Raw genomic sequence first — 24180 nt, forward strand, 5'->3', positions numbered from 1 at the left:
CATCGGCAGGCTGGGCGAATGCTGACCATGAAGAGAGCCACCTTGTGGCGTCGCGGCGGGGTCGACCGCCGACGCCCACCGCTTGTCCGTCGCCTTCCGGCCGTCGTCGCGGTCCTCGTCGCCCTGTCGCTCAACGCCCCACCGGCGTTCGCGGGTCCCACGCCGGCGTCCTCCGGCGGCACCGGGCCACGCGCCGGTTCGGTCGCCGGGAGCAGCACCAGCGGGTGGAACGGCCGCATCGACTGGCGGGCCTGCCCGGAACGGCCCGACGATCCGGGCACGCGTTGCGGCACCCTGCGCCTACCTGTCGACTGGGCCCGACCGGGAGGGGACACCTTCGACCTGGCCCTGGCCCGGCGCACCGCCACCGATCCGGCCGCCCGCGTCGGTGTCCTGGTCTTCAACCCCGGCGGCCCCGGTCTGTCCGGGGTGGACGTGGCGCTGACGGCCGACACCCAGCTCGGGCCGGACGTGCTGCGCCGCTTCGACATCGTCGGCTTCGATCCCCGGGGCACGGTCCGCAGCGCGCCGGTGCGCTGCTCATCGGCGTTGCTGGCCCGACACCCCTCCCTGACGCCCGCCAGCGCGGCGGAGTTCGAGCGACTCCGCTCCTACAACCGCCAGTTGCGCGACGACTGCCGCGCGCAGAGTGGCCCACTGTTCGACCACCTCGACAGTGTGAGTGTCGCGCGCGACACGGACGCCATCCGGGCGGCACTCGGTGAGCGGCAGCTCAGCTTCTACCAGTGGTCCTACGGCACCCTTATCGGGCAGGCCTACGCCGAGCTGTTTCCCGACCGCGTCCGCGCACTCGCCATGGACAGCGTGATGGACCACAGCCAGGGGGTCAGGGAGTACGTCCGCAGCGGGGCGGCCAGTAACGAGGCCCTGTTCCACGAGTTCGTGACCTGGTGCGAGCGGACCGCCAACTGCGCACTGCACGGACGGGACGTACCAGCGTTGTACGACCGACTGATGCGCCGTGCCGACGCCGGCACGCTTGTCGACGCGGGCACCGGCGCCACGCTGACCTGGTTCGAGCTCGGGTTCGCGACATTCGTCAACTTCTTCGACGCGACCTGGGCCGACCTCGCGAACATGCTTTTCGCGTTGGAGCGGGGCGAGGCCGCTGATCCCCCGCTCGCGTCACCGATGGTGCCTGTCGACAGCGACCAAAGCCTGACCGAGTACGCCCTACCCGCGTTCTGCCAGGACTGGTCGCTGCCGGTCGACGGGTTCGCCGACTGGAACCGGTACCTCGAACTGTCCCGCGCCGCCGCACCACACCTGCGGGCCTCCCCGTTGGTCGTCCGCTTCACCGCGATCTGCCTGGGCTGGACGGCGACCAACCCGCAACATCTGCTGCGGGTGCGGACGAGCAGCCCACTGCTGGTGCTGAACGGTCGCTACGACCCGGCCACCCCGTACGACGGGGCGCAGCGGGTGACGCGCCAACTCGGCACGCAGGGCAGCCTGCTCACCTACGAGGGGTCGGGTCACGCCAGCTACCCCCGCACCGAGTGCACCCGCAGCGGCGTCGAGCGATACCTGATCAGCAGGGAGACCCCGCCCGCCGGTGCGAGCTGCCCGGCCGCACCGGCCTGACGTACCGGCGCGGTCCGGCCGGGTGTCGACAACGGCCTGACACCCGGGTCGACGCCGAGGCGGGGAGCCTCGGCGTCGACCCGGCGTCCGCGGGTGGGTCGTCGGCGCGGGTGTCAGGTGCAGCGCCACACCAGCGGCCGGTGCTCCTGGTTCTCGTAGACGGCACCGACCACCGTCCGGCCGTCGGCACTGATCCCGTTGGCCGTGTAGGCGCCCGCCTCGGTCCCCGGGACCTCGGGGCGGCCCGGCAACCGACGCGTCGTGCCGTCCGCCGCGACGATCAGCGGCGCGGTGTCACTCACCAGCAGGTCACCGTTGCCGGCGATCCCGGTCGCCGACGGGAACGGCAGCAGGGTCACCGCCCCGGTCGTGAGGTCCCACCGCACCGGCAGCATCTGCACGCCGCCGCCCCGCTGGGCGCCGGGGACCATGCCGATCGCCCAGGTGCCGCGTGCCGAGTCGACCGAGGCGCGCGGGTAGCCCTCCGGCACCGCGAGCGCGGTCCCGACGCCCTGCGGCGTCCACCGGTAGGGCAGTTCGCCCACGGTGCCGACGACAGTGCCGTCCTCGGTGATCCCGGTGGCCGCGGATCCCGGGCGGCCGAGCAACCGGTACTGCTGCGGGCGGTCCACGGACCACAGCACGGCACGGTGCGAGTCGTTGGCTCCCCGGGCGGTGCCGGCGATGTCACCCCGGCCGTTGACCGCGTACACCAGGACCGCGTCGTAGCCGGGCGGGGTGGTCAGGAGACGCAACGAGCCACCCCGGTAGACCCAGCCGGTGCCGTCGCCGTTGGTGCCGACCACGTACCCGTCGGCGTTGACAGCGGCCGCGTGCCGCGCGGCGGCCGGTAGGACCTTCGCCCGGCCGTCGGTCCACAGCACGACCCGCCCGTCCTCGTTTCCGGTGCCGATGTCACCGACGATGTGCCGTCCGGTGGGGTCGACACCGGTCGCCACCGCGACCGGACCGCCGATCGGCTGCGGCAACACGGACGCCTCGCAGGTGAGCGACCTGGCCGGCGCGGTCGAGACGGACGCGGTCGGCGACGCCGCGACGGCCGGCGGGACCGGAGCGGGCTCCCTGGCGATCCCGCCGAACTGGACGGCGCCCACGGCGCCGAGCCCGGCCAGCACGGTCACCGTGGCGTAGCCGCCAACCCGACGGCGCTGGCGACGACGCCGACCGTCACGGATCGCGCGCTCCACGTCCACGTGCGGCTCGGGGACCGGCGCCGATCGCAGCAGTGCGGCGATCCGCGTGTCGTCCAACATGGTCATCTGGAATTCCTCCCGGCCATCTCGGTGACGTCGAGCACCCGGCGGATCGCCGCCAGCGCCCGGGCCGTCTGCGACTTCACGTTGCCCTCGGAACAGCCCATCGCGGCGGCCGTGTCGACAAGCGACAGGTCGCACAGGAACCGCAGGACCAGGACGGTGCGCTGGCCGCGGGGCAGGTGGGCGAGCGCGGCGACCAGGCTGTCCCGCTCGGCCACCTCGTCGTGCGGCAGGACCGGGCGCTCCGGCTCGGGCGTCGACCCCAACAACCGGACCTTCGACCAGCTCAACCGCTTCTCGTCGACGAGCTTGTGGACGAGCATCCGGTGCACGTACGCGTCGACGTTGTCGGCCCGGCTGACCCTGCGCCAGTGCACGTACAACGCCGTGATGGTCTGCTGCACCACGTCGTCGGCCAGATGGGCGTCGCCGCACATCAGGAACGCGGTCCGATGCAGGCTCGGCAGTCGCGCGGAGACGTACTCCACGAACTCCCGCTCGGCATCCGTCATTGAGGCTCCCTCCTCCGCAAGCTCGACGGGTCCGGACGACCGTCGGGTTGCGTCCGGGCCGAGGTTCGGCGGGGTGCCAGGTCAGCGCCGGTGACCGTAGCACCGAGCGCTGCCGTCGACGTCCGAGCAGATCCCTCCGCCGGGGGAGCACCTCCCCTGTCGGCGGGGTTCGCCCGCGCCGGGGCAGCGGAAGGATCGGACGCATGGCGACATCAATCGCCCGCAGGACGGGCCACGGCCAGACGTACGCGGTGCTGGGCTGGGCAGTGGCATACGGGGGCGTGCGTCTGGCGTGGTCCGTCGGCGAGTCGCCGGAGTTCCGGCAGTTCGGGTCGGACCTGCTGGGATTCACCGGCTGGTGGTCGGTGGCGCTGTGTCTGGCCGCGGCCGTTCTGGCGGTTGCGCTGGACCGGGTGCCGACCTGGCGGCCGGTGCTCGCGGGAGCCGCCTGGGCGGTCACCGGGGCGCTGGTCGCCGCCGCCGCGATCCTGCTGCCCGAGTTGGTGGGTTTCCTGCTGTTCACTGTCAGCCCGCACTTCGATCCGACGGCGTTCGCCAGCCGGCTGGGTTGTGTGACCGGAGCGGCCCTGCTGGGCCTGGCCACCGCCCGCTACCAGCGGCGCGCCCGGGGTGACTGCCCGGACTGTTGCCGGACCGGCCGACCCGGTCACCGACGCACGGTCCCCGCGCGGTGGGCACGCTGGGCCGCGTACGCCGCGGTGACCGGGCTCGTCGTGCGCTTCGCGGCGCAGGTCGCTGTGGGGTTCGACGGCGTTACCCAGAACGCCTCGGTGATCGGGCTGGAGGTCGGCCTGCTGCTGGCGGGAGCGCTGTTGCCGCTGGCGCTCGTACACGGCTGGGGTGAGGTCTGGCCGGGGTGGGTGCCGCTGCTCGCCGGCCGCGCGATCCCACGTCTGCTGCTGCTGGTGCCCGGCTTCGGGCTCGGGGTGGGCATCGTCGCGTACTTCGGCATGGGGCTGGTGCAGCTGCTGTCCGGCTCGGTCAGCGAGTTCTCCGACGCGTTCCTCTGGGTGGCGATGTCGGCGTACTGCGTCCTGGGGCTCGGTCTCGTCGCGGGGTCAGGCGACTACCACCTGCGTACCCGCGGCGCGTGCGAGGTCTGCGGACGGTGACGGGAGCCCCAGCCGCGCGCTGGGGCTCCCGCCGTTCGCCACCGGTGGGTCGTGGAGTCGCGGTCCGCGGGTCAGTGCGAGTGGCGGGGTACGGCGCTGCCGCTGCCGCCGACGAGAAAGTCGAGATCGGCCCCCTGGTCGGCCTGCAGAACGTGCTCGCTGTACAGCCGCGCCCATCCCCGGTCGGCCGTCAGCGGCGGCGGTTGCCAGCCGGCGCGACGTTGGGTGAGCACCGCGTCGTCGACCAGGAGGTCCAGGCGTCGCGTCGGGACGTCGACCCGGACCAGGTCGCCGGTGCGCACCAGCGCGAGCGGGCCACCCACGGCGGCCTCCGGGGCCACGTGCAGGACACAGGTGCCGTACCCGGTGCCGCTCATCCGGGCGTCCGAGATCCGCACCATGTCCGTGATGCCGGCGGCGAGCAGCCGTCGTGGCATTGGCACGTTGCCGACCTCCGGGAAACCGGGATAGCCGCGTGGACCGGCGTTGCGGACCACGATCACCGTGTCCGGGGTGACGTCGAGGTCCGGATCGTCGGCGGCGACGACGTAGTCCTCGATCCGGTCGAAGACGAGCGCCGGCCCGGTGTGCTGGAGCAGGTGCGCGGAGGCGGCGGAGACCTTCAGCACGGCCCCGGACGGCGCGAGTGACCCGCGGAGCACCACGGTGCCCGAGCCGGCGGGCTGGAACGGCTCCGCCAGGGTGCCGATGACCTGCCGGTTCCAGCACTGCACGCCGCTGATGTTGTCGGCGACGCTCTTTCCGCTGACTGTGACGTGGTCCATGTGGAGCAGCCCGGCGATCTCGTTCATCACCGCCGGAACACCCCCCGCGTAGGCGAAGTCCTCCATCAGGTACGCCCCGGACGGCATCAGGTTGACGAGCATTGGCACCTCGGCGGTGAGGGTGTCGAAGTCCTCAAGGGACAGCGGAACGCCGAGGCGTCCGGCGATCGCCAGCAGGTGGACGACGGCATTCGTGGAACCGCCGATCGCGGCGTTGACCCGGATGGCGTTCTCGAACGCCTCCCGCGTCAGCACCGTGGACAGCCGTTGGTCCTGCTCGACCATGGCGACGATGCGACGGCCGGCGGCCTGGGCGAGCGCGTACCGCCGCGAGTCGACCGCCGGCACGGCGGCCGCTCCCGGCAGTTGCACGCCCAACGCCTCGGTCACGCAGGCCATCGTGGAGGCGGTACCCATTGTCATGCAGTGGCCCCGGCTGCGGGACATGCCGACCTCCGCCTCCGCGCAGTCGGCCGCGGTCATCCGACCGGCCCGCTGCTCCTCGGTGAAACGCCAGACGACGGTGCCGGAACCGATGTCCTGGCCCCGGAACTTACCGTTCAGCATCGGACCGCCGGTGATCATCAGGGTGGGCAGGTCGACGCTCGCCGCGCCCATCAGCAGGCCGGGCGTGGTCTTGTCACAGCCGGAGAGCAGCACCACCGCGTCGAGCGGGTTGGCGCGGACCGACTCCTCCAACTCCATGGCCAGCAGATTGCGGTAGAGCATTGTCGTGGGTCGCATCAGGGGCTCGCCCAGGCTCATGGCGGGGAACTCCAGCGGCAGGCCGCCGCTCTCCCACACGCCCCGCTTCACCGATTCGGCCAGGTCGCGCAGGTGGGCGTTGCAGGGTGTCAGCTCCGACCAGGTGGTGGCGATGCCGATCACCGGGCGACCGTCGAAGACGTCGTCCGCGAAGCCCTGGTTGCGCATCCAGGAGCGATGGATGAACCCGTTGCGGCCCTCCGCACCGAACCACTGCCCGCTGCGCAGCGGACGATCCGTCGTCGACATCAGCACACCTCTCTGTCCTCAGTGCGGCCGCGTGGGTGCGCGGCGATCAGGGGGTGGCACCTACCGCAGGCCGCCGACGGACAGCCCGCCCCGCCAGTGCCGTTGCAGGCTGAAGAACGCGATGACAAGTGGAATCACGGACACGAGCGAGCCCAGGATGATGAGACTCCACAGCGAGGTGCCTCCCGAGTTGTTCGCGGAGGCGATGCCCTGCCAGAGGCCGAGGCCGACCGTCACCGGGAAGAGCCGGTTGTCGGAGAGCATGGCCAGCGGCAGGAAGTAGTTGTTCCAGGACGCCACGGCGGACAGCAGGAGCACGGTGACCACCGCGGGGCGCATCAGTGGCAGGGCGATCTGGACGAACGTCCGCATCTCCCCCGCGCCGTCGACCCGGGCCGCGTCCAACAGCTCGTCCGGCACGGCGTCCCGCGCGTACACGTGCATCAGGTAGACGCCGAACGGGTTGAGCAGCGACGGGAGGATCACCGCCCAGACCGTGTTGGTCATGCCGAGCCGGGAGAACATGATGAAGGTCGGGATGACCAGGGCGGTGGCGGGCACCATCAACGCGCCGAGCACGACGGCGAAGCTGAAGCGCCGGGCGGCGAAACGGTACTTGGCGAAGCCGTAGCCCGCCATCACCGACAGGACAGTGGCGCCGATCCCACCGGCGATCGCGTACAACGTGGAGTTGAGAATCCACCGCAGGTAGATGCCACCGTCGTAGGTGAAGAGCTGCCGGAGGTTGCCGACGTAGTCGATCTGGTCGGAGAACCACAGGGTGTTGCCCCCGCCGAACAGTCCCGGTGCGTCCTTGGAGCTGTTGACGATCACCCACCAGAACGGTACGAGGAAGTAGATCACCATGAAGCCGAGAAGGATCTGCAGAGGCAGGTAGCGCTGCGGTCGGCGGGGGCCGGCGCTGACGCTTGTGCGGTTGGCCATCAGAGGAAACTCCTCCGCTTGCGGGTGAAGAACAGGAATGCGTACACGCAGATGAACACGACGCCGCCGAGGGCGAACGAGATCGCCGATCCGTAGTTGAAGTTGGCGAGCGAGAACGCCTGCTGGTACGCGTACATGTTGGGGGTGAAGTCCGTCCCGATCGTGCCGGCGGCGAGATACCGCAGAATCTGCGGTTCGTTGAAGAACTGCAGGGTGCCGATGAGCGAGAAGACCAGGATGAGGATCAGCGCGGGTGCGATCAGTGGGATCTTGATCCGCGACGCGACCTGCCAACGTCCGGCGCCGTCCATCCGGGCGGCCTCGTAGAGCGTCGGGTCGACGCCCTGCAACGCCGCGTACAAGATGATCATGTAATAACCGACCCACTGCCAGGTGACGACGTTGAGCAGGCCGTAGAAGATCAGGTTGCTGCTCAGGAAGTCGGGCGCGGTGGCCCCGAACAACCCGAAGATGTCAGTGAGCGGGCCGAACCCCTTGCTGTAGAGGAACCCCCACATCACCGCCCCGATCACCGTGGGGATCGCGTACGGGAGAAAGATCATGAGGCGGGAGAAGCGCGCGAACACTGACGTCACCGCATCCAGGATGAGCGCCATCGCGAGCGCGATGGCGATCTGCACCGGGATGGCGACGAGGGAGAAGCGGATGACGAACCACACCCCGGACAGGAAGCTCGGGTCGGTGAACGCCTTCACGTAGTTGTCGAAGAGGACGAAACTGGTGCCGCCGATCAGCTTCTTCTGGAAAAGACTGAGGTACAGCGCGTATCCCAGTGGCGCGATGAGGAACGCCAGGAAGACGACAGCGAATGGCCCGACGAAGAACCATCCCATCAGGTGCTCGCGGAGGTGCACCTTGCCACGGATCTTGCGCGTATCACTACGAGTACGCGGTGTGCGCTGCTCGGTAAGGAGTGTCATCTTTGGTCTCCGTGACGTGGACGCTGCGGGGTCGTGGGTGGGCCGGCCGTCGAGCGGCGGCACGGCCCACCCATTCGGTCACTGAACGGTGAAGCCCTGTTCCTTGGCGTACTTCGCCACGTCCTCTTGGAGCTTGTCGGCCGCCTGCGAGCCGCTGACGGAGCCCTTGATGATCTCGCTGACCTGCTTGGTCATGGCGTCGAGGTAGTACTGACCGAACGGCGCGTAGGAGACACCCTTGTAGGCCTCGGCGGCGGGAAGGTAGACCTCCTTGTTCGCCTGCTGACCGTCGAAGAACGCCACCTTCAGGTCGATGAACGCGGGATCCTTGAGCGCCGTGAGGTTCAGCGGGAAGATGATCTGGTTGGTCCAGCCGTCGGTGAGCGACTCCTTGTCGGCGTAGAGCCCGTAGGCGACCTTCGCCGCCAACTCCGGCTTCTTCGCCTGCTTGGTCACCGAGAAGGCCGACCCACCCCAGTTGACCTGCACCGGGTTGTTCGCATCCCACTGCGGCAACGGCGCGACCGCGAACTTGCCGGTGTCCTGACCCTTGCCGACACCCGCGCCGGTGAGATAGCCGGGCGCCCAGGCCGCCGAGATGTACGTGGCGTAGTTGCCGTTGATCACGCCGGAGATGTACTCCGGGGTGAACTGGTCCTGCGTCCCGACCAGGCCCTTCTTGGCGAGGCCGCCCCAGTAGTCCAGCACGTCCTTGGACGCCTGGTCGTTGAGCTTCACGCCGATCGCCTTGGGCTGCGCCGGATCGAAGGTGAAGGGCGAGGCGCCCTTCTGGATCTGGAGCGCCATCAGGACCGCCGGGACGTTCGCGCCGAGATCACCGAACAGCGGACCGCCGGCGTCCTTCACCTTCTGCGCGGCCTGCTCGTACTCGACCCAGGTCTTTGGTGGGGTGATCTTGTACTTGTCGAAGATGTCCTTCCGGTAGATCATGCCCATCGGGCCACCGTCGACCGGGACGCCGTAGACCGCGTCGCCGACCGACACGTCCTTCCAGGCGCCCTCGCCGTAGTTGGCCTTCACCGCGTCGAAGCCGTACTTCTTGATGTCGACGAGCGCGCCCTGGATCTGGAAGGTCGGGATCCGGTCGGCCTCGACCATGATCACGTCCGGCGCGCCGGTGCCCGCCGAGATGGCCGTCTGGAACTTGTCGTACTCGTCGCCGCCCTGCCCGACGTTGGTCCAGCAGACCTGCACGTCGTCGTGCAGCTTGTTGAAGTTGTCGACGACGAGCTGGGTGTTGGGGTACCAGCCCCACATCGTCACGACCGGCAGGTTCTGCTTCGTGATGGTGTTCGTGCAGTTGCTCGCGTCGCTTCCCCCCTCGTCCGAGGAACAGCCGACGAGCCCGGCCCCGGCCGCGAGCATGGTTACCGTGGCGAGTATCTGTTTCGTCTTCATTGACGTGCTTCCCTTCGGGGATGGCGGTGCGACAGTTTCCTGCTCGGCGGGCGCCACCGGGGCAGGAAGCCCTGCCCCGGTGGCGCCGCCGTGGACGTGCTCCTAGCGCTTGAACAGGCGCGGCGCCAGGTCGATGAGGTTCTTCTGCCACACGTCCCAGCCATGCGGCCCGGGGGTGACCCCGTCGAACTCGTAGCGGATGCCGAGGCTGTTCAGCGTGGTCAGGGACGCCATGAAGCTCGGGTACACGAAGTCGGTCTGGTCGCCGACGTACAGGCGCAGCATCTTCGTCCCGCTGTTGATCGCCTCGACGTCGACGCCGGTGCCGCTGCCGAACCCGGCCGAGAACGCCGCGACATAGGCGAACTCGCCCGGGTAGGCCCGCAGCACCCCCAGCGCCTGCCCGCCGCCCATCGACAGGCCGGCGAGGGCCTGCTGGGACGACTCGCTCGAGATGTGGTAGCGGGCGCGGGCCGTCGGCACGATGTTCTCCAACAGTTCCCTGTTGAAGTTGGACGAGTTGCCGTTGCCCATCACGACGACCATCGGCGTGAGGTCACCGTCGAGGAACTGGTGGTCGAGGATCTGCTTGGCGCGTCCCATCTCGACCCAGTCGGTGTAGTTCTGACCACTGCCGTGCTGGAGATAGAGAACGGGGTACGGCTCGGCCCGGCCCGGGTCGTACCCGGGTGGAGTCCACACCAGAGCCGTGCGGTCCTGGCCGGCCACCGTGCTGGGATAGGTCATGCTCTCGACCTTCCCGCCCTGCCCGGTGGGCACGTCCGTCAGCAGGCGGGCGCCCGGGCCGGGGATGAGGAAGGTGCTCCACGTCGGTTCCGTTGTCACAGTCGTCGGGTTCGAGGTGTCCTTGACCGCGACCCGGTCCACGATCAGTCGGTAGTAGTAGAACCAGGGCTGCAGCGGGCCCACTGTCGCCCGCCACCGGTCACCGTCGCGGGTCAGCGGCACGCGCAACCAACTGCCGCCCGGCGCGATGTTCGCCCACACCGTGACATGCTGGGCATCCTTGAAGTCCGGGCCGGTCTCGAACGTGACGAACCCGTCCTCGGTGACGAAGGGCGTCGGGGTGGTGCCGGCCGGCGGCGGAGCGAACTCGCCCTTCAACGGCCGGTGACCGGGGCTCGGACCGTCGTCCGACACGTGCTGGAACAGCCGCGGCGCGAAGTCGACGAGATTCTCCTGCCAGGTGGTCCAGTTCCCGCCGCCGTCCGGGTTGACCCCGTCGAACTCGAACCTGACGTCGGCCCGGTCCAACGCCTTGATCAGTCGATAGGTGGCGTTGTACGCGGGATCCGTCACGTTGCCCGTGTAGACGCGCAACACCTTCACGGTGCGGTTGACCGTCCTGGCGTCCTTCCGGTCGATCTGCGGGACCGACCGGCCGGAGAACCAGCCGACGTAGCCGAACTGACCCGGCTTGGCCAACGCGGCAGTGACCGCCGTCGTCGCGCCGTCGGAGACGCCCGCGATCGCCTGGTGCGCCGGGTCGCGCAGGACCCGGTAGCTGTCGACGACCGACTTCCGGAGGTCCGCCAGCTCCCTGCCGTCCGCGCCGTTGGCATCGTTGATCACGACCACCATCGGCGTGATCGCGCCCGCGGCCGAAAGATTGTCGAGGATCTGCTTGGACCGGCCGAGGTCGAGCCAGTCGGTGGCGGCGGCGCCGGCACCCGCCTGGAGGTAGAGCACCGGGTAACCCTTCGAGCCCTTGGCCGCGTACCCCGGTGGTGTCCACACCAGGGCCGACCGCTGCCCGTTCCTGGTCCGGTAGTTCACGGTCTCGATGGCGCCGCCGGTGCCCGGCGGTGCGTCGGCCAGCCACCGCGCCGAGTCACCCGGGACGAGGAAGGTGCTCAGGAGCGGATCGGAGGCCACCCCGGTGCTGTTCGTCGGGTCCTTGAGACTCTTGCTGTCGTCGGCGGTGACCCGGTACTGGTAGAGCCCCGGCTTGAGCGGACCGAGGATGCCCGACCAGACGTCGCCGCGCCGGGTCAGCCCGAACTCCGCCCAGGCCGCGGACGGGCCGATGTTGGCCTCGACGACGACCTGCGACACCGAGCCCAGGCGCTCCTGGACGTACGCGGCCGGAACGGTGAACGAGGCGTAGCGGTCCGGTGAGACAGCCAGCCACGGTGTCTCCGCCGCCGCCGCCGGGTGCGGCGCGAACAGAACGGCAGCGGCCGCCATGACTCCGGCGGTGAACACCGCCGAGAGCCGGCGCACGCCCGATCGGCGTAAGCGCCCGTGATACTTTGCGGTTGTCACGTTCCACTCCTCTCCTGCGCCGGCAGCGGATGCGACCCGCTGGACCGGCTCAACTCATCGGTGGATCTCGCCGTGGGTCTGCGTGCACATCTCCTTCGCGTCCTGCCACGGGCACACCTGACGGAGACGCTCGGTGCGGCGGGCGTGGGTCACCCTCCTGCCGCGCTTCGTGGTGGCGCGCTTGAGCCGCGGACGACGAGGCTGGTCGGGAGCACGACCTGGCGCGGCCCCTCCCACTCGTCGGTCACCAGCGACTTCAACATGCGTGCGGCCTCGTACCCGAGCTGGTACATGGACTGGTCCACTGTGGTCATCCCCGGCTCGGTCAACGCCGACTCGGGGATGTTGTCGAACCCGACGACGGACAGGTCCCCGGGGACCGAGAGCCCCAACTCCGCGGCGACCTCCAGCACCTTGAGGGCCATCCCGTCGCTGGCCGCGAAGATCGCCGTCGGTGGGTCCGCCCGTTGCAACAGCGCCCGCGCCAACGGTGTCGCCGACTCGGGGTTGAAATCACCCTGGCCGATCAACGTCGGGTCGACCGGGATGCCGGCGTCGGTCAGCGCCGCCCGGTAGCCCTCCTCCCGCGACCACGCCGACGCCAGGCTGGAGCGGCCCGCGATGAACCCGATGCGCCGGTGCCCCAGGCCCAGCAGGTGCTCGACCGCCGTGGTGGCGCCCGCGAGGTTGTCGGCCGTCACCGAGGGCGCCGTCGAGCCGCGCACCGGGTCGATGGCCACGATCGGCGTACGGCTCTGCACCTCACCCCAGGGTGTGACGATGATGCACCCGTCGGTGAGGGTGCCCGACAGGCGGGCGATGTGCCGCTTTTCCCAACCCTCCGAATAGGATCCGTAGAGGTCGCTGTTGGCGTAGATGATCAGGTCGAAGCCGGAGCGGCTCAGCGCCTTCATCGCTCCCTTGAGCACCTCGGCCGTGTACGACTGGAAGCTGTGCGTCACGAGGCCCAGGACGTTGGTGCGGCTGCGCCGGAGGCTCGTGGCCACCAGACTCGACTCGTAGCCGAGCTGCTCGATGGCCGAGCGGACCTGAGCAATCGTGCGGGCACTGACGCCGTAATGTCCGTTGACCACCCGCGAGACGGTGGCGGTGGAAACGCCGGCAACCCGCGCAACATCACTCATTGTCGCCGGCGCATTGACCTCAATCATGCCGCTCCCTCTGGACTGCAATCGTTATCGGTTACGTTTCCAGGGTGTTGCCAACGTAACCGACAGGGGTTACGAGCACAAGACCTCCACGCTCCCCCGCAACTGCTGGAAGACCGTCCTACCAGGACAGACGTGAAGGCGTGAGGACGCACCGCAGATCGTCACAGAAATGTGGACCGCTGTCACTCTCGGTGGCCGATGGGAAGTGCGAATTTCCGCAGTTGTTCAGCCCAACAAGAACGGGGCGCAAGGACCGCGAGATTCCATTCCGCGCAGCACGAAATGCGATCAACCGATAAGCGGCTCGGTTCGCCGCGCGCCCGCGCACCGGGTGCGGCGGCCACGCGTCGCCGGGTGCCGGCTCGACAGTGGCCACCGGGGTCGCCCAACATTGATCGTTGGCTGCTGTTCCCTACCGTAAACGTAATCGGTAACGTTTACATAGATCGAGAACGTAGCCCACCGCCATCGCGATGTCCAGACCTCACACGGACCCCGCCACCCCTCGGTCCCGCGCCGCGGCAGAGATCTCGGCGTCCGGACCTCGCACGAAGGGAGCCCGTCCTGAACCCCCACCTCGACAAGGCGCCGACGCACCGGGCCGGCACCGGATGTCCACTCCCCCACCGCCACCAGCTGCCAGCCCGGTCCCTTCCGGACCGGCCGGCCGGGATCAGTCCGACAGTCACCGGGGAGGCGCCGTGAACACCGCCCGCCTGAGCCTGGACCCGCGTCGGCGGGTGGCGCCGGTGCCGCGTCGACTCTTCGGCTCGTTCGTGGAGCACCTGGGCCGATGTGTCTACACCGGCATCTACGAGCCGGGGCACCCGACCGCCGACGCCGACGGCTTCCGGCGCGACGTCCTGGCGCTCGTGCGGGAGCTGGGCGTGACCACGATCCGCTATCCGGGTGGCAACTTCGTCTCCTCCTACCGGTGGGAGGACGGCGTCGGACCGGTCGAGGCGCGACCGGCCCGCCTCGACCTCGCCTGGCACAGCCTGGAGACCAACGCGTTCGGGCTCGACGAGTTCATGAGCTGGCTCGACAAGGCCGACCTCGAACCGATCATGGCGGTCAACCTCGGCACCCGCGGCACCGCCGAGGCCGTCGACCTGCTGGAGTACGCCAATCACCGCGGCGGCAGCCACCTGGCCGACCAGCGGCGCGCCAACGGCGCGGCCGACCCGTACGGCATCCGGCTGTGGTGCCTGGGCAACGAGATGGACGGCCCGTGGCAGGTGGGCCAACGGAGCGCGACCGAGTACGGACGCCTCGCGGCGCAGACCGCCAAGGCCATGCGCCGTTTCGATCCCGATCTCGAGCTGGTCGCCTGCGGCTCGTCACACCTCGGCATGCCCACGTTCGGCAGCTGGGAACGCGACGTGCTCACCGAGGCGTACGACGACGTCGACCTGATCTCGCTGCACGCCTACTACCAGCCGGTCGACGACGACCTGCCCAGCTTCCTCGCCTCCGCCGAGGACATGGACAGGTACATCGACGCCGTCACCGCCATCGCCGACTCGGTCGGGGCGATCCGCCGGTCGACCAAGAAGATCATGATCGCGTTCGACGAGTGGAACGTCTGGTACCAGTCGGCCACCCCGTCCACCCCGCCGAGCGGCGAGGACTGGCCGGTCGCGCCACGGCTGTTGGAGGACCACTACAGCGTGGCCGACGCCGTGGTCGTCGGTGGCCTGCTGATCAGCCTGCTCCGGCACAGCGACCGGGTGACGGCGGCGTGCCAGGCCCAACTGGTGAACGTCATCGCGCCGATCATGACCGAACCCGGTGGCTCGGCCTGGCGGCAGACCATCTTCCACCCCTTCGCCCGCACCGCCCGGCACGCCCGGGGCGCGGTGCTCGACGTGCTCCGCGACGGCAGCACGACGACCACCGACCGCTACGGTGAGGTGGCGGCGGTCGACGCGGTCTCCACCTGGGACGACAGCACCGGTGAGATGACTGTGTTTCTCGTCAACCGCGTCACCGACACCCCGGCCGAGGTGACAGTCGACGTCAGCGGCGCCCAGCTGGCCGGGATCATCGAGTGCGTCACCGTCGGCGGCACCGACCTGGACGCCAGGAACACCGCCGACGGCCCGGACCACGCCGCACCGCGACCCAACGACACCGCGCGACAGGCCGACGCCGCCGTCCGGCTGACGCTGCCGCCCGCGTCCTGGACCATGCTGCGGATGCGGGCCACGGAAGCGACAGCGTGACCGGCTGAGGTGGGTAAACCCCGGCCGCCACTCCTGTCACCAGGGGTGGCGGCCGGGGTTTACCCACCGCACCGGGGAGGACGTCGAGCCCGCTAGCGGGCGTCGACCGGTGCGCTCTGCGAGGCGTTGAAGAGCGTGTCACCCCGGTAGTGGGCGACCACCGGAGCGTTCAGTCCACGGTGGATGGTCTTGTTCAGTCGGGCGACACCGTTGTGCACCGGAGCCGACCCGAGGTGGGTGTCACCAGCGTAGAAGTCGACCCGGCCGGCCGGGGCCGTCGTGCTGGTGCTGACGGCGTCGACAGTCGCGGTGGCGGTGACCCTGCTGTGGTCCGACGCGCCAGCGGGCGCCGACGTGACGTCGAGACCCGTCGTCGTGGCCCGGAACGTCAGGGTCCGCAGGTAGTGGTCCAGCAGCGGACGCCAGACGTGCCAGGTGTGCACGCCGGGCACGTTGTACTCGTCGAGTTCGACGCCGGCGGCCCGCAGGGCGGCCGCGTTGCGTTGGGAGTTCTCGGCGATGTTGCCCAGGCGGTCCTGAAGCCCGGTGCCGATCATGATGCCGCCGGCCACCGCCTTCATGCTGTCGATCTGCGCCTGGGTGGCGGCCGGTCCGCCCGCGCTCCAGGCGGCGTGGTAGCCGAACAGGTCGGTGTGGTCGTACATGAGGGTGTACGCCCGGCTGCCACCCGCGGAGAAGCCGGCGAAGGCGCGGTCCTGCGCGCGGGTGGAGACGCGGTAGTTCTGCTCGACGAACGGGAAGATGTTGTTCCGCAGCTCGTTGACGTAGCCCTCGTTGCCGCCGGGCAGGCCGTTGAAGTCGGTGGAAACGATCACCATCGGCTGCACGGCCCGGTCCGCTATCGCGTTCTCCAGGATCAGGTGGGCCACGCCCTGCATCGTCCAGGCGGTCGAGTGGTCACCACTGCCGTGACTCAGGTAGAGGGTCGGGTACGGCGTGGCACGGTGGGGGTCGTAGCCGTGCGGCAGGTAGACGACGATGTCGTGCACCCCGGCCGGGTTGGTCGACAGCGGCGAGGTGTACCGCCGCGACTCCAACCGGCCGACCCTGGCCACCGGCGCCTGGTAGCCGGTGTCGTACGTCGGGAACTTCCGGCTGGCCGGGACGTAGATCGTGCTGCGTACCGCGCCGGGCGCGCCCGGGTACTGCGGCTGGATCTGCCACCGGTTCGCCGGGTCGTCGTGCAGCGTGCAGCCGGTGGCCAGCTCGTTGGCGCAGTCGTGGGTGAACGCGTAGCGGAACGTGCCAGCGGGCAGCGGCGTGGTGAGCGTCCACACCCCGTCCGGGCCCTTGCTCATCGGCAGGATGTGCCACGGGGTGGCCGCGACGTCGCCGGGCTGCCATTCGGCGGGTGGCCGGGCGTCGCCGCAGTCCTGACAGGTGATGTTCTCGGGCCGGGAGTAGAACCAGTCGCCGTAGACGTGGACCTGCTGGACGTCCTCGTGCGCCCGGTACCGGAAGGTGACCTCGTACCCGGTAGGTGGTGTGTCGGTGCGGGTTACGGTCGGGCCCAGCCGCGCGGGTGGCGCGGCCGACGCCGCCGGGGCGACGACCGTCGTGGCCGCGACGGCGACGGCGACGGCGGCGAACAGGGCGAGCAGCAGCCGACGCCTCGGCGGCGGCAGCAGGGGACGGGGGATTGCGACGGGCATGTTCCTACTCCCTCTTCAACGTGTGGCAGACCGCGGCGAGCGGCCTGCCGACGATTCGACGGGTGCGGTGAACGGATTCCGGCGCGGCTATGCCACCGCTGGCTCCAACCTCCCGTCGACTCGCCGGGGAATGGCGGTATAGCCGTCCTGTAGTTCCTCGGGAAGGACCGAGACCGGGGCGTCCTGCCAGGCCAGCGGGCGCAGGAAGCGCCGGATCGAGGTGGCGCCGACGGAGGTGTGCACGGCGTTTGTCGAGGGCCAGGGTCCGCCGTGGTGCTGGGCCCACGACACCCGGACGCCGGTGGGATAGCCGTCGAAGACGATGCGACCCGACCGGCCGGCGAACAGGTCGACAAGCCGGCCTACGACACCGGGGTCGTCGTCCGGCCCCCGGTGGATGGATCCGGTCAGCGACGGTGGGACGGTCGCCAGCGCCGCGTCCAGCTCGGCGACGTCGTCATAGCGCACCACGACCAGGAGCGGGCCGAAGCACTCGTCGGCGATCTCGGCGGTGAGGCCCGGCAGAGCGACCTCCAGGAGCGTCGGCGCGACGCGGAAACCCGGATCCGCGTCGATCTGAGGCCGCGCCGAGACACGGGCGCCGGCCTGCTCGAACGCCGTCGCCTGCTGCTCGTACGCGGCACGGATGCGGTCGTTGAGCAGGATCGCGCCGCCCGTGGCGGCGACCTTCTCCCGCAGCGCGTCGACAAGGCGCGCGCCGCTCGGATCGGACGGGACGAACGCCAGTCCGGGCTTCGTGCACAGCTGACCGCCCGAGTTGGTGAAGGAGGCGAACAGCCCTTCGGCGATCTGCTCGGCCCGGTCGGCGGCCGCGCCGGGCAGGACGACGATCGGGTTCACGCTGCTCAGTTCGGCGTAGAGGGGAATGGGGTCCGGGCGTTCGTCGATGGCCGCCTGGATGGCACGGGCGGCGCCGACGGAGCCGGTCAGAGCGGCCGCGCGGATCGCGGGGTGGCGCACAAGCGAGCGGCCGGCCTGCTCGCCGTACACTGCCGCGATCACACCGTCGGGCCCGCCCAGGTCGCGGACGGCCGCCGCGATGGCCTCGGCCGAGGCGTGTGAGGTCAACGGGTGCGACGGGTGGGCCTTCAGGACCGCGGGACAGCCCGCGGCGAGCGCGGCGGCGGTGTCACCTCCCGCGACCGAGAAGGCGAACGGGAAGTTGCTGGCGCCGAAGACGGCTACCGGCCCGAGGGGTACGAGCATCCGCCGCAGGTCCGGGCCGCGTCCGAGCGGTGTGTCGGCGGCGTGGTCGATGGCGGCCTCGAGGTAGCCCCCGTCGCGTAGCACGTCACCGAACATCCGGAACTGGATCGCCGACCGCGTGAGTTCCTGGTCGAGTCGCGCGTGGCTCAGACCGGTCTCCGCCTCCGCCGCCGCGACCAGGTCGACCCGGCGGGCCTCCAGGGACGCGGCGATCGCGTCCAGCAGGTCCGCTCGGCCGAGTCTGCCCAGGCCGGACAGCCACCGCGCCGCCTGGGACGCCTGGCCGGTGATCGCCTCCAGCCCAGCCTCGTCGGTCTCGCTGAGATCCGTCGTGCGGGTTCGGCCGTCACGCGGGTCGACAGTGCTGACCATGTTCACAGCAGTCCTCTCCTCACCAGATTGCCCATCAGATCCCGGACGCCGAACTGCCACGGCTCGCACTCCTGGGCGTGCCGCACCCGGTTGACAAGGGTGCCGAGAGCCGGGCAGCCGATCCGTACCACATCGTCGATCTTGTGGGTGAAGCCCTCGCCGGGGCGGTCCCGGTCCTGGGTGGGCGCGAACATCGTGCCGAGCATCAGGGCGGCGCCGTCGGGATAGCGGTGGTGCGGGCCGATCAACTGCCGCACCAGCTCCGCCGGGTCGCGCGACATCCGGGTCATCTCCGAGACCGCCTCCAGGTGGAAGCCGTCCACGCCGTGGATGTCCAGGCTCACCTCGAGCTCGCGCACCCGTTCCAGGTCGAACCGCTCGTCGAACAGCCGGATCAGGGGGCCGAGGGCGCACGAGGCGTTGTTGTCCTTCGCCAGGGGAAGCAGGAGCGCCGAGCGGCCCTCGACATCCCGCAGGTTCACGTCGTTGCCGAGGGTGGCGCCGACGATCCGGCCGCTGGACTGGATGATCAGCGTGACCTCGGGCTCCGGGTTGTTCCAGGTCGACGCGGCGAGCACCCCTACCGGGACGGCGGTGCCGACGGCGGAGAGGACCTGCCCCTTGGTGAAGATCTCGGCGTCCGGTCCGATCCCCACCTCCAGGTACTGACTCCAGATGCCCTCGGCGATCAGCAGGCTCTTGAGCCGGTCGGCCTCGACCGAGCCCGGAGTCAGGCTGTGCAGATCGGCGCCGATGTCGGCGAGCATCCGCTGCCGGATGTCCGCCGCGAGCGCCAGATCTCCGCGGGCCCGTTCCTCGATGACGCGTTCGATCATCGAGACGGCGAAGGTCACGCCGGCGGCCTTGAGAGCCTGAAGGTCGACCGGGGCGAGCAACCAGGGCCGGGTGTGGTCGCGGGTCGCGGCGGCAGTGTTGGCCAGGATCTCGCCGAAGCCGCCCAGCCGCGGCCCGTCGAGCCCGGAGACCGTCGCGGCGGGGTCGGGCAGCTCGCAGATGTCCCGGACGGTGGGGAACCGCTGGCTGAGGTCGATGACCTGACCGTCCCGGACGGTCACGGGTGAGGGGCCGTCGCCGGCCGGGTCCCAGATCCGGCCGATGAGGACACTGTCGTCGACGTCGTCCGGGAGCGCCTCGGCGGCGGTCCCGAACCAGTCCGCCCCCGCGGGCTGCTGCCGGGGTTGGGGCACCGTCATGAGCCGCTCTCCAGGTTGAAGAAGGACCGCTCGTCGCGCGGACGGATGTCGTAGACGGCGTCCTGGAACATCCGGAGCGGATGCGGTGTGAACGGGTGCCGCTCGATCGCGTCGAGGTCCAACTCGATGCCCAGTCCGACCCCGGTCGGGATGAGCACGTCGCCGTCGGCGGTCAGCACCAGCCGTTCGTTGGTGATCTCGGGTCGCCACGGCACGTCCGTCGCCATGATCTCCAGGTACCGGAAGTTGGGCAGTGTCGCCCCGAGTTGCAGCGTCGCGGCGGTGCTGAGGGGGCCGCTCGGGTTGTGTGGCGCGAACCCCACGTAGCTGGTCGCCGCGAGCGTCGCGATGAAGGCCAGCTCGGCGATCCCGCCCGCGTGGGTCACGTCGGGTTGGACGAAGTCGACGGCCTGGCGGGCGAGCGCGGGCGCGAAGCCCTGCCGTCCGTACCACCGCTCCCCCGCCGCGATGGGCACTGGCGACGCGCGGCGGATGTCCACAAGCGCGTCGAGGTTGTCCGGCGGGCACGGCTCCTCGAACCACACCGGGTCGAACTGGGCGATCTCCTTCGCGACCTTGATCGCGTGGCGGACGTCGAAGCGACCGTGCCCCTCGACGAACAGCTCGACCTCACGGCCCACCGCGCCACGGACGGCGTCGATCTGGGCCAGCACCCGATCCAACTGCGCCGTGGTGATGGTGAGGTCGTAGTTCTCGAACGGGTCCCACTTGAGGCCGCGGAAGCCGGACTCCACGGTCCGGCGCGCGGCGGCAGCGAAGTCCTCCGGCGTGACGGCGCCGGAGAACCAGCCGTTCGCGTACGCCCGCACCCGGTCCCGGGTCGCGCCGCCGAGGAGCCGGGAGACCGGGACACCGAGGTCACGCGCCGAGATGTCCCACAGGGCCATCTCCAGCGAGCTCAACGCCGTCATGATGACCGGGCCGCCACGCCAGTACCAGTCCCGCGCGGTCTCGTAGAGGATCTTCGAGATGCGTGTCGGGTCCAGGCCCACGACGGCCTCGGCCAGCTCGGCGATGGCGCCCTGGACGGCCCGTTCCTTGCCCTCCAGGGTGGCCTCACCGAGCCCGACGATGCCCGCGTCGGTGTGCACGCGCACGATGACGAGGTTGGTGCGGTAGAAGTCGACGACAAGTGTGTCGATGGAGACGATCTTCATTTTTCGGCTCAACCCTTCACCGCGCCGGCGGTCATGCCGGACACCACGTACTTCTGCACCAGCAGGTAGAAGGCGACGGCGGGCAGCGTGAACAGGAAGGCGACGGCCATCACCGTCTGGATCGGCGTGCCCAGCTCACCGATGAAGTTCGCGATGCCGACGGAGGCCGGCTGCAGGTCCGGGTTGAAGATGAACGTCACGGCGAACACGTACTCGTTCCAGGCGTGGAAGAAGGCGATGACCGCGGTCGCCGCGATCGACGGCGCGATCAGCGGCACGTTGATGCGGGTCAGGGTGGTGAAGGGCCGGGCGCCGTCGGCGCGGGCCGCCTCCTCCAACTCCTTCGGGATGCCGTCGATCGCGCCCTTGAGGATCAGCGCGACGATCGGCAGGACGAAGGCGGAGTTCACCAGGATGAGGCCGGCCAGCGAGTCGAGCAGTTCGAATCGGCGGAACAGCGCGAACAACGGCACGACCATGAGCGCCTCGGGCAGCATCTGCGTGAACAGCAGCACGACTGTCAACACGGCCTTACCGCCGAACGAGAACCGGGACAGCGCGTAACCGAGCGGGATACCCAGGCCGACCGAGACGACCATCGTGCCCACCGCGATGATCAGGCTGTTCAGCAGCCACCCGGCCGCCTTGCCCTCGGCCAGCGCGTCGACGAACACCCCGAACTGGCCGAGGTCCGGCGTGAGTCGGGGCCGGTCGGCGAAGAGGTCACTGTTGCTCGACAGCGCCGTGACGAACATCCAGTACAGCGGGAACACCGCGACACCGAGTACGACGAGCACGGCGACGATCCGTGCGGTGACACCGAAACGGAAGCGCCTCATCGGGCGTGCTCCTTCTCCACGGCACGGGCGACCAGCCGGCTGCCGATGATGACGATGAGTGAGATGACGACGCCGACCATCCCGATGGCCGCCGCCGATCCGAGTTCCTTCGAGTCGAACGCCTGCGAGTAGAGGTCGATGACCAGCGTCTCGGTGGCGCCGACCGGCCCGCCCTTGGTCATCAGCCAGATCAGCTCGAACCGCCGCAGCGACCAGATCGTCATCAGCAGCGCCAGGAGTCCCACGGTGGGCTTGATGACCTGCCAGGTGACCGCGCGGAAGGTGGCCCACCGTCCCGCGCCGTCCACTGTCGCGGCCTCGTTGAGATCCTGCGGAACGGACTGCAGTGCGGAGAGCAGCACCACCGAGGTGAACGGGAACAGCTGCCAGATGGTCGTCGCGAGCACCGCCGGGAGCGCGTAACGCGAGCTGTCCAGGATCGCGCCACCCGGCACACCGAGTCCCACCGCGTCGAGGAACCGGTTCACGATCCCGTACTGCGCGTTGAGCATCCAGGTGGCGATGAGCGCGACAGCGATGCCGGGCGCGGCCCAGGGGACGGTCACCAGCGCCCGCGCCACACCGCGGCCCCGGAATTTCCGGTTGAGCAGGAGCGCGACGACGAGCCCGGCACCGATCGCGACCACGACGCAGGTGAGCACGTAGACGAAGGTGATCAGCAGGGTGCGGTGGAATTCGGGATCGCCGAAGATCCGGTTGAAGTTGTCGAGCCCGACCCACTCGCTCTTCGTCGGATTGAGCAGTCTCGTCCGGGTGAAGCTGAGGTACACCTCCTGGACGAGAGGCACCGCCTGGAAGACGAGGATGAACAGCGCGGCGGGTGCCAGGAACAGGTACGGCGTCCACTTGCTCCCCAGTGGGCTGGGCCGACGCCGGGCTCGGGGTGTTGTCTTCGGTGCTCCGGTCTGCTCGACCACAGTCATCGGGTTCGATCCTTCTGAGGAAGGACGCTGCCGGCGCGGGTTCCGTGGCGCCGGCAGCGTCGCCGTGTCGAGCGGTCAGCGGACCAGTTCGGTCGCCTGCTGCTGGGCGCGGTCCAGTGCCGACTTCAGGTCGGTCTTACCCTGCAGGGCCGCGACCACGTTCTGCACGACCACCTTGCGGATGTCGGGCGTCTTGGCTTCGAACCCGAGGACGATCTGCGGCAGGCTGGTCTCGGTGAGCCCGTCGAAGACGGACAGGAACGGGGTCGCCTTGAGCGTCTCCGGGCTGCGCTGCGTGGTGGTGGCGACGCTGCTCGCGCCGAGGATCTCCTGCAGCTTGACCTGGTTCTGCGGCTCCAGCGCCCACTTGATGAAGGTGCCGGCCTCGTCCTTGCCCTCGCTCGCCTCGTTGATCACGATCGGCGCCAGGATCGCGCCCTGCTTGCGGACCGGGAACGGGATGGGCGCGACGCTGAAGTTCAGCTTCGCGTTCTGGCCGCGGGTGGCGGTCACGTAGCCGCCGTTGTTGAGCTCCATCCCGACCTTGCCCTCGGCGAACATCCGCCGGAACGTCGCCGCGTCCGCTCCGCGCGGGATCACGTTCGCGTCGTACAGGTCCTTGAATGCCTGCAGACCCTTGAGGTTCTCCGGCGAGTTGATCGTCAGGTTCTTGCCGTCGGACCACGCGCCGCCGAAGCCGTACACGTAGTTGAAGATGTCCTGCCACACGCCGGCCTCCTCGGCCTCCGTCTGGCGGAACGCCAGGCCGAAGACGTCGCCCTTGGTCAGCGACTTGGCGGTGGAGGTGAACTGCTCGTACGTGGTCGGCGGCGTCGGGATCAGGTCCGCGTTGTAGAACATCGCGTAGTTCGACGCCTCGAAGATGACGCCGTGCCGGACCCCGTCGTGGACCATGAACTGGTCCGGCTGCTTGAGCAGGTCGTACTTGCCGGCGTCGATCACCTTGTCGAGCGGTGCGACGAGGCCGGCGTCCGAGGCGGCCTCGAACTCGGGCATGTCGAAGCGGACCAGGTCGGGGCCCTTACCGCTGCCCATCTGCGTGAGCACCGTCTGACCGAAGGTCGGGTACGGGACCGCGGCGGCGGAGACCTGGACCTTGGTCTGGCTCTGGTTGAACTCGTCAAGCCACTTGGTCAGCAGAGGTCCGCGACCCGGGTCGCCGAAGGTCGAGGCGGCGAAGGTCAGTTTGGTGACCCCGTCGCCCGAGTCGCCGTCGGAGCCACAGCCGGTCAAAAAAGTGGCGACCAAGCCGAGGGCACATGTCGCCCCGACGAGGCCGAAACGAGCGCGCTGGTTACCCATCGTTACTCCAGTGTTACGAGTCAGAGTCTTCGGGATGAAATTGCAACGATCGTAGCGCCATGCGCAACGGTGTCAAGTGGCGGTTGCGCATCGCGT

At 69.7% G+C, this 24180-nt stretch carries 18 protein-coding genes; 3 read left to right on the forward strand and 15 right to left on the reverse strand.

The annotated features are described in order from the left end of the window. The first annotated feature begins 27 nt into the window (after positions 1 to 27). Positions 28 to 1605, forward strand: a complete 1578-nt coding sequence (locus ACQPWW_RS20845) for an alpha/beta hydrolase (RefSeq protein WP_433124854.1) — start codon at positions 28 to 30, stop codon at positions 1603 to 1605. Positions 1606 to 1718: 113 nt separating this feature from the next. Here the strand turns inward: ACQPWW_RS20845 and ACQPWW_RS20850 are convergent, their stop codons facing one another. Both ACQPWW_RS20850 and ACQPWW_RS20855 read right to left on the reverse strand, forming a co-directional pair. Continuing rightward, positions 1719 to 2885 (reverse strand): hypothetical protein, encoded by a 1167-nt coding sequence (locus ACQPWW_RS20850; RefSeq protein WP_433124856.1) that lies wholly within the window; start codon positions 2883 to 2885, stop codon positions 1719 to 1721. Beyond that, positions 2882 to 3394, reverse strand: a complete 513-nt coding sequence (locus tag ACQPWW_RS20855; protein ID WP_433124857.1) for a SigE family RNA polymerase sigma factor — start codon at positions 3392 to 3394, stop codon at positions 2882 to 2884. Before ACQPWW_RS20855 ends, ACQPWW_RS20850 begins: the two co-directional genes overlap by 4 nt. 203 nt (positions 3395 to 3597) lie before the next feature. On the opposite strand from ACQPWW_RS20855, the gene ACQPWW_RS20860 reads away from it, so the two are divergent. Continuing rightward, positions 3598 to 4527 (forward strand): hypothetical protein, encoded by a 930-nt coding sequence (locus tag ACQPWW_RS20860; RefSeq protein WP_433124859.1) that lies wholly within the window; start codon positions 3598 to 3600, stop codon positions 4525 to 4527. 71 nt (positions 4528 to 4598) lie between these two features. On the opposite strand, the gene ACQPWW_RS20865 is transcribed toward ACQPWW_RS20860, so the two are convergent. The 6 genes from ACQPWW_RS20865 to ACQPWW_RS20890 form a co-directional block, all read right to left on the reverse strand. Beyond that, positions 4599 to 6326 carry an IlvD/Edd family dehydratase gene (locus tag ACQPWW_RS20865; protein ID WP_433124860.1) on the reverse strand — a complete coding sequence of 576 codons (1728 nt, stop codon included), beginning with the start codon at positions 6324 to 6326 and terminating at the stop codon, positions 4599 to 4601. A gap of 60 nt (positions 6327 to 6386) precedes the next feature. Beyond that, positions 6387 to 7271, reverse strand: a complete 885-nt coding sequence (locus tag ACQPWW_RS20870) for a carbohydrate ABC transporter permease (protein WP_433124861.1) — start codon at positions 7269 to 7271, stop codon at positions 6387 to 6389. After that, positions 7271 to 8212, reverse strand: coding sequence for a carbohydrate ABC transporter permease (locus ACQPWW_RS20875; RefSeq protein WP_433124863.1), 942 nt, complete (start codon positions 8210 to 8212; stop codon positions 7271 to 7273). The genes ACQPWW_RS20870 and ACQPWW_RS20875 overlap by 1 nt, the downstream gene beginning before the upstream one ends. A 78-nt stretch (positions 8213 to 8290) precedes the next feature. After that, entirely contained in the window at positions 8291 to 9631 is a 1341-nt protein-coding gene (locus ACQPWW_RS20880; RefSeq protein WP_433124864.1) for an ABC transporter substrate-binding protein, read from the reverse strand. Positions 9632 to 9733: 102 nt separating this feature from the next. Further along, positions 9734 to 11917 (reverse strand): alpha/beta hydrolase-fold protein, encoded by a 2184-nt coding sequence (locus tag ACQPWW_RS20885; RefSeq protein ID WP_433124866.1) that lies wholly within the window; start codon positions 11915 to 11917, stop codon positions 9734 to 9736. 149 nt (positions 11918 to 12066) lie between these two features. Further along, positions 12067 to 13089: a LacI family DNA-binding transcriptional regulator gene (locus tag ACQPWW_RS20890; RefSeq protein ID WP_433124868.1), complete on the reverse strand. Its 1023-nt coding sequence runs from the start codon at positions 13087 to 13089 to the stop codon at positions 12067 to 12069. Between the two features lie 701 nt (positions 13090 to 13790). Between ACQPWW_RS20890 and ACQPWW_RS20895 the strand changes: the two genes are divergently transcribed. Beyond that, on the forward strand, positions 13791 to 15314 hold the full coding sequence (locus tag ACQPWW_RS20895; RefSeq protein ID WP_433124870.1) for an alpha-N-arabinofuranosidase: 1524 nt from the start codon (positions 13791 to 13793) through the stop codon (positions 15312 to 15314). Between the two features lie 92 nt (positions 15315 to 15406). Here ACQPWW_RS20895 and ACQPWW_RS20900 read toward each other — a convergent pair whose 3' ends face one another. The 7 genes from ACQPWW_RS20900 to ACQPWW_RS20930 form a co-directional block, all read right to left on the reverse strand. Beyond that, positions 15407 to 16987: an alpha/beta hydrolase-fold protein gene (locus ACQPWW_RS20900; protein ID WP_433124872.1), complete on the reverse strand. Its 1581-nt coding sequence runs from the start codon at positions 16985 to 16987 to the stop codon at positions 15407 to 15409. Between the two features lie 87 nt (positions 16988 to 17074). After that, on the reverse strand, positions 17075 to 18586 hold the full coding sequence (locus ACQPWW_RS20905; RefSeq protein ID WP_433134463.1) for an aldehyde dehydrogenase family protein: 1512 nt from the start codon (positions 18584 to 18586) through the stop codon (positions 17075 to 17077). A gap of 2 nt (positions 18587 to 18588) precedes the next feature. Next, entirely contained in the window at positions 18589 to 19800 is a 1212-nt protein-coding gene (locus tag ACQPWW_RS20910) for a fumarylacetoacetate hydrolase family protein (protein WP_433124873.1), read from the reverse strand. Then, complete coding sequence (locus tag ACQPWW_RS20915; protein ID WP_433124874.1) at positions 19797 to 20978, reverse strand: mandelate racemase/muconate lactonizing enzyme family protein; 1182 nt, start codon at positions 20976 to 20978, stop codon at positions 19797 to 19799. Before ACQPWW_RS20915 ends, ACQPWW_RS20910 begins: the two co-directional genes overlap by 4 nt. Before the next feature lie 8 nt (positions 20979 to 20986). Further along, complete coding sequence (locus tag ACQPWW_RS20920; protein ID WP_433124875.1) at positions 20987 to 21817, reverse strand: carbohydrate ABC transporter permease; 831 nt, start codon at positions 21815 to 21817, stop codon at positions 20987 to 20989. Continuing rightward, positions 21814 to 22761 (reverse strand): carbohydrate ABC transporter permease, encoded by a 948-nt coding sequence (locus ACQPWW_RS20925; protein WP_433124876.1) that lies wholly within the window; start codon positions 22759 to 22761, stop codon positions 21814 to 21816. Before ACQPWW_RS20925 ends, ACQPWW_RS20920 begins: the two co-directional genes overlap by 4 nt. Positions 22762 to 22836: 75 nt before the next feature. Next, on the reverse strand, positions 22837 to 24084 hold the full coding sequence (locus tag ACQPWW_RS20930) for an ABC transporter substrate-binding protein (protein WP_433124877.1): 1248 nt from the start codon (positions 24082 to 24084) through the stop codon (positions 22837 to 22839). Between the last annotated feature and the right edge of the window lie 96 nt (positions 24085 to 24180).

It is taken from the genome of Micromonospora sp. CA-240977 (assembly GCF_050942285.1).
Lineage (GTDB): Bacteria > Actinomycetota > Actinomycetes > Mycobacteriales > Micromonosporaceae > Micromonospora.

Excerpts from the sequence above, each read along its gene's own strand:
- ACQPWW_RS20845 (WP_433124854.1), top strand. The coding sequence starts at position 28 with ATGAAGAGAGCCACCTTGTGGCGTCGCGGCGGGGTCGACCGCCGACGC.
- ACQPWW_RS20850 (WP_433124856.1), bottom strand. The coding sequence starts at position 2,885 with ATGACCATGTTGGACGACACGCGGATCGCCGCACTGCTGCGATCGGCG.
- ACQPWW_RS20855 (WP_433124857.1), bottom strand. The coding sequence starts at position 3,394 with ATGACGGATGCCGAGCGGGAGTTCGTGGAGTACGTCTCCGCGCGACTG.
- ACQPWW_RS20860 (WP_433124859.1), top strand. The coding sequence starts at position 3,598 with ATGGCGACATCAATCGCCCGCAGGACGGGCCACGGCCAGACGTACGCG.
- ACQPWW_RS20865 (WP_433124860.1), bottom strand. The coding sequence starts at position 6,326 with ATGTCGACGACGGATCGTCCGCTGCGCAGCGGGCAGTGGTTCGGTGCG.
- ACQPWW_RS20870 (WP_433124861.1), bottom strand. The coding sequence starts at position 7,271 with ATGGCCAACCGCACAAGCGTCAGCGCCGGCCCCCGCCGACCGCAGCGC.
- ACQPWW_RS20875 (WP_433124863.1), bottom strand. The coding sequence starts at position 8,212 with ATGACACTCCTTACCGAGCAGCGCACACCGCGTACTCGTAGTGATACG.
- ACQPWW_RS20880 (WP_433124864.1), bottom strand. The coding sequence starts at position 9,631 with ATGAAGACGAAACAGATACTCGCCACGGTAACCATGCTCGCGGCCGGG.
- ACQPWW_RS20890 (WP_433124868.1), bottom strand. The coding sequence starts at position 13,089 with ATGATTGAGGTCAATGCGCCGGCGACAATGAGTGATGTTGCGCGGGTT.
- ACQPWW_RS20900 (WP_433124872.1), bottom strand. The coding sequence starts at position 16,987 with ATGCCCGTCGCAATCCCCCGTCCCCTGCTGCCGCCGCCGAGGCGTCGG.
- ACQPWW_RS20905 (WP_433134463.1), bottom strand. The coding sequence starts at position 18,586 with ATGGTCAGCACTGTCGACCCGCGTGACGGCCGAACCCGCACGACGGAT.
- ACQPWW_RS20910 (WP_433124873.1), bottom strand. The coding sequence starts at position 19,800 with ATGACGGTGCCCCAACCCCGGCAGCAGCCCGCGGGGGCGGACTGGTTC.
- ACQPWW_RS20915 (WP_433124874.1), bottom strand. The coding sequence starts at position 20,978 with ATGAAGATCGTCTCCATCGACACACTTGTCGTCGACTTCTACCGCACC.
- ACQPWW_RS20920 (WP_433124875.1), bottom strand. The coding sequence starts at position 21,817 with ATGAGGCGCTTCCGTTTCGGTGTCACCGCACGGATCGTCGCCGTGCTC.
- ACQPWW_RS20925 (WP_433124876.1), bottom strand. The coding sequence starts at position 22,761 with ATGACTGTGGTCGAGCAGACCGGAGCACCGAAGACAACACCCCGAGCC.
- ACQPWW_RS20930 (WP_433124877.1), bottom strand. The coding sequence starts at position 24,084 with ATGGGTAACCAGCGCGCTCGTTTCGGCCTCGTCGGGGCGACATGTGCC.